This is a genomic window from Trinickia dinghuensis (assembly GCF_003367175.1).
Taxonomy (GTDB): domain Bacteria; phylum Pseudomonadota; class Gammaproteobacteria; order Burkholderiales; family Burkholderiaceae; genus Trinickia; species Trinickia dinghuensis.
In genome coordinates this window covers 1-5329 of sequence record NZ_QRGA01000039.1, presented here as the reverse complement: position 1 = coordinate 5329, position 5329 = coordinate 1, and the positions used below count along the sequence as shown (strand labels likewise).

Annotated in this window: 2 tRNA genes and 2 rRNA genes; all 4 read right to left on the bottom strand. The window is 53.2% G+C overall.

From position 1 onward, the window contains the following. Positions 1–35: 35 nt before the first annotated feature. Positions 36–3007 (bottom strand): 23S ribosomal RNA (locus DWV00_RS33470). A gap of 296 nt (positions 3008–3303) precedes the next feature. Continuing rightward, positions 3304–3379, bottom strand: a tRNA-Ala gene (locus DWV00_RS33465). Between the two features lie 37 nt (positions 3380–3416). Next, a tRNA-Ile gene (locus DWV00_RS33460) sits at positions 3417–3493 on the bottom strand. A 65-nt stretch (positions 3494–3558) separates the two neighbouring features. Next, positions 3559–5089: ribosomal RNA gene (locus tag DWV00_RS33455) — 16S ribosomal RNA — on the bottom strand. The 16S and 23S rRNA genes sit together here with 2 tRNA genes alongside, the layout of an rRNA operon. Positions 5090–5329: the final 240 nt, after the last annotated feature.

Genomic DNA, 5329 nt, shown 5'->3' with positions numbered 1-5329 from the left:
TTATCCCCAACTGTGGGGTAAAACGCTCCGGTTATAGGATCAAGCCGTACGGGCAATTAGTATCGGTTAGCTAAATGCATTACTGCATGTACACACCCGACCTATCAACGTCCTGGTCTCGAACGACCCTTCAAGGGGATCAAGTCCCCGGGGATATCTCATCTTAAGGCGAGTTTCCCGCTTAGATGCTTTCAGCGGTTATCTCTTCCGAACATAGCTACCCGGCGATGCCACTGGCGTGACAACCGGTACACCAGAGGTTCGTCCACTCCGGTCCTCTCGTACTAGGAGCAGCCCCCTTCAAATATCCAACGCCCACGGCAGATAGGGACCAAACTGTCTCACGACGTTTTAAACCCAGCTCACGTACCTCTTTAAATGGCGAACAGCCATACCCTTGGGACCGGCTACAGCCCCAGGATGAGATGAGCCGACATCGAGGTGCCAAACACCGCCGTCGATATGAACTCTTGGGCGGTATCAGCCTGTTATCCCCAGAGTACCTTTTATCCGTTGAGCGATGGCCCTTCCATACAGAACCACCGGATCACTATGACCTGCTTTCGCACCTGCTCGACTTGTCGGTCTCGCAGTTAAGCACGCTTATGCCATTGCACTATCAGCACGATTTCCGACCGTACCTAGCGTACCTTCGTACTCCTCCGTTACACTTTGGGAGGAGACCGCCCCAGTCAAACTGCCTACCATGCACTGTCCCCGACCCGGATCACGGGCCAAGGTTAGAACCTCAAACAAACCAGGGTGGTATTTCAAGGACGGCTCCACCGAAACTAGCGTTCCGGTTTCATAGCCTCCCACCTATCCTACACAGATCGGTTCAAAGTCCAATGCAAAGCTACAGTAAAGGTTCATGGGGTCTTTCCGTCTAGCCGCGGGGAGATTGCATCATCACAAACACTTCAACTTCGCTGAGTCTCGGGAGGAGACAGTGTGGCCATCGTTACGCCATTCGTGCAGGTCGGAACTTACCCGACAAGGAATTTCGCTACCTTAGGACCGTTATAGTTACGGCCGCCGTTTACCGGGNATCGTTACGCCATTCGTGCAGGTCGGAACTTACCCGACAAGGAATTTCGCTACCTTAGGACCGTTATAGTTACGGCCGCCGTTTACCGGGACTTCAATCAAGAGCTTGCACCCCATCATTTAATCTTCCGGCACCGGGCAGGCGTCACACCCTATACGTCCACTTTCGTGTTTGCAGAGTGCTGTGTTTTTATTAAACAGTCGCAGCCACCAGTTTATTGCAACCCTTTCACCCTTCTGGCGCAAGCCAGTCAAGCTACAAGGGCGTACCTTATCCCGAAGTTACGGTACCAATTTGCCGAGTTCCTTCTCCCGAGTTCTCTCAAGCGCCTTAGAATACTCATCTCGCCCACCTGTGTCGGTTTGCGGTACGGTCATCGTTAGACTGAAGCTTAGAGGCTTTTCTTGGAACCACTTCCGATTGCTTCGCAGCTCTAGGCCGCTCGCGCCACACCCTTGAATTGCGCGCCCGGATTTGCCTAAGCGCCTTCTCCAATGCAGCGACCGGGACTTCCAACACCCGGACAACCTTCCGCGATCCGTCCCCCCATCGCATCTAACAATGGTGCAGGAATATTGACCTGCTTCCCATCAGCTACGCATTTCTGCCTCGCCTTAGGGGCCGACTCACCCTACGCCGATGAACGTTGCGTAGGAAACCTTGGGCTTACGGCGAGGGGGCCTTTCACCCCCTTTATCGCTACTCATGTCAGCATTCGCACTTCCGATACCTCCAGCATCCTTTACAAGACACCTTCGCAGGCTTACGGAACGCTCTCCTACCATGCGTGCAAGCACGCATCCGCAGCTTCGGTATATAGCTTAGCCCCGTTACATCTTCCGCGCAGGACGACTCGATCAGTGAGCTATTACGCTTTCTTTAAAGGGTGGCTGCTTCTAAGCCAACCTCCTGACTGTTTTAGCCTTCCCACTTCGTTTCCCACTTAGCTATATTTGGGGACCTTAGCTGGCGGTCTGGGTTGTTTCCCTCTTGACACCGGACGTTAGCACCCGATGTCTGTCTCCCGTGATTGCACTCTTCGGTATTCGGAGTTTGCTATGGCGAAGTAATCCGCAATGGACCCTTCAACCATGACAGTGCTCTACCCCCGAAGGTGATACACGAGGCACTACCTAAATAGTTTTCGGAGAGAACCAGCTATTTCCAAGTTTGTTTAGCCTTTCACCCCTATCCACAGCTCATCCCCTAACTTTTCAACGTTAGTGGGTTCGGTCCTCCAGTACGTGTTACCGCACCTTCAACCTGGCCATGGATAGATCACTTGGTTTCGGGTCTACGCCCAGCAACTGAACGCCCTATTCGGACTCGCTTTCGCTACGCCTGCCTTAATCAGTTAAGCTTGCTACTGAACGTAAGTCGCTGACCCATTATACAAAAGGTACGCCGTCACCCCTTACGAGGCTCCGACTGTTTGTATGCATGCGGTTTCAGGATCTATTTCACTCCCCTCCCGGGGTTCTTTTCGCCTTTCCCTCACGGTACTGGTTCACTATCGGTCGATCACGAGTATTTAGCCTTGGAGGATGGTCCCCCCATCTTCAGACAGGATTTCACGTGTCCCGCCCTACTTGTCGTACGCCTAGTCCTTCCATACTGTTTTCGCTTACAGGGCTATCACCTGCTATGGCCGCACTTTCCAGAGCGTTCAGCTAACAATACAGATAACACGTACAGGCTCTTCCCATTTCGCTCGCCACTACTTTGGGAATCTCGGTTGATTTCTTTTCCTGCGGTTACTTAGATGTTTCAGTTCACCGCGTTCGCTTCACATGGCCTATGTATTCAGCCATGGATACTCCATTCGGAGTGGGTTTCCCCATTCGGACATCCCCGGATCAAAGCTCGTTTGCCAGCTCCCCGGGGCTTTTCGCAGGCTACCGCGTCCTTCATCGCCTGTGATCGCCAAGGCATCCACCACATGCACTTGTTCGCTTGACCCTATAACGAGAGCGTCTCAGGCTTCCAATGAAGCTGGACACTTACGCTACAGGTTTGAGTTTTCGCGTTGTGCCGTATTCCAAGTCATCTTTCGATCACTTTAAATACTTTGATACAATCACTACCCATTGATATCTTCCACGTCCATCTCATAGACGCTTCCAATATCCATTACTACTTCTTCCAGATTGTTAAAGATCGACAGCCGACTCATTACTACTCAGTCGCTCTGACTGGCTCAATCGCCAATGCAAAGTATTCGCCGAATGACTCAGCAAACTCTTAGCGTTGGTGGTTGGTGGAGGCAGACGGGATCGAACCGACGACCCCCTGCTTGCAAAGCAGGTGCTCTCCCAGCTGAGCTATGCCCCCATTCCAGAGACTGCTCAGGTTTCTTGCGCCAGACAATTGGTGGGTCTGGTTGGATTCGAACCAACGACCCCCGCCTTATCAAGACGGTGCTCTAACCGACTGAGCTACAGACCCCTGAGTCTGTCTTGATCTACAGCCGATAAGCGTGGACGCTTAACTTTGTGACGCTTAAGCTCGAGAAAGGAGGTGATCCAGCCGCACCTTCCGATACGGCTACCTTGTTACGACTTCACCCCAGTCATGAATCCTACCGTGGTGACCGTCCTCCTTGCGGTTAGACTAGCCACTTCTGGTAAAACCCACTCCCATGGTGTGACGGGCGGTGTGTACAAGACCCGGGAACGTATTCACCGCGGCATGCTGATCCGCGATTACTAGCGATTCCAGCTTCATGCACTCGAGTTGCAGAGTGCAATCCGGACTACGATCGGTTTTCTGGGATTAGCTCCCCCTCGCGGGTTGGCAACCCTCTGTTCCGACCATTGTATGACGTGTGAAGCCCTACCCATAAGGGCCATGAGGACTTGACGTCATCCCCACCTTCCTCCGGTTTGTCACCGGCAGTCTCTCTAGAGTGCCCTTTCGTAGCAACTAGAGACAAGGGTTGCGCTCGTTGCGGGACTTAACCCAACATCTCACGACACGAGCTGACGACAGCCATGCAGCACCTGTGCGACGATTCTCTTTCGAGCACCCCCACCTCTCAGCAGGGTTCCGTCCATGTCAAGGGTAGGTAAGGTTTTTCGCGTTGCATCGAATTAATCCACATCATCCACCGCTTGTGCGGGTCCCCGTCAATTCCTTTGAGTTTTAATCTTGCGACCGTACTCCCCAGGCGGTCAACTTCACGCGTTAGCTACGTTACTAAGGAAATGAATCCCCAACAACTAGTTGACATCGTTTAGGGCGTGGACTACCAGGGTATCTAATCCTGTTTGCTCCCCACGCTTTCGTGCATGAGCGTCAGTGTTAGCCCAGGGGGCTGCCTTCGCCATCGGTATTCCTCCACATCTCTACGCATTTCACTGCTACACGTGGAATTCTACCCCCCTCTGCCACACTCTAGCCCGCCAGTCACCAATGCAGTTCCCAGGTTAAGCCCGGGGATTTCACATCGGTCTTAGCGGACCGCCTGCGCACGCTTTACGCCCAGTAATTCCGATTAACGCTCGCACCCTACGTATTACCGCGGCTGCTGGCACGTAGTTAGCCGGTGCTTATTCTTCCGGTACCGTCATCCCCCCGCCATATTAGGGCAGAGGATTTCTTTCCGGACAAAAGTGCTTTACAACCCGAAGGCCTTCTTCACACACGCGGCATTGCTGGATCAGGGTTTCCCCCATTGTCCAAAATTCCCCACTGCTGCCTCCCGTAGGAGTCTGGGCCGTGTCTCAGTCCCAGTGTGGCTGGTCGTCCTCTCAGACCAGCTACGGATCGTCGCCTTGGTAGGCCTTTACCCCACCAACTAGCTAATCCGCCATCGGCCGCCCCTTGAGCGCGAGGTCCGAAGATCCCCCGCTTTCCTCTCTCGAGCGTATGCGGTATTAATCCGGCTTTCGCCGGGCTATCCCCCACTCTAGGACACGTTCCGATGTATTACTCACCCGTTCGCCACTCGCCACCAGGGTTACCCCCGTGCTGCCGTTCGACTTGCATGTGTAAGGCATGCCGCCAGCGTTCAATCTGAGCCAGGATCAAACTCTTCAGTTCAATACCTGTTACTGTTTTCGGTTCAGTTAAGAACCGGTCGCTCACTCAACGTACTGACAGTTCAAATTCGTCTCTCGACGAACAAAAACCTTCCTCAATACTGTGTGAGACTTGATACTTTCGCTATGGAACCAATCCGAAGATCGACTCCCGCGTCCGCCATCAAGCGCCCACACTTATCGGCTGTAAATTTTTAAAGATCGCGTCGCTTAACCGCCAGCAGCACCAGAACACCTTCTC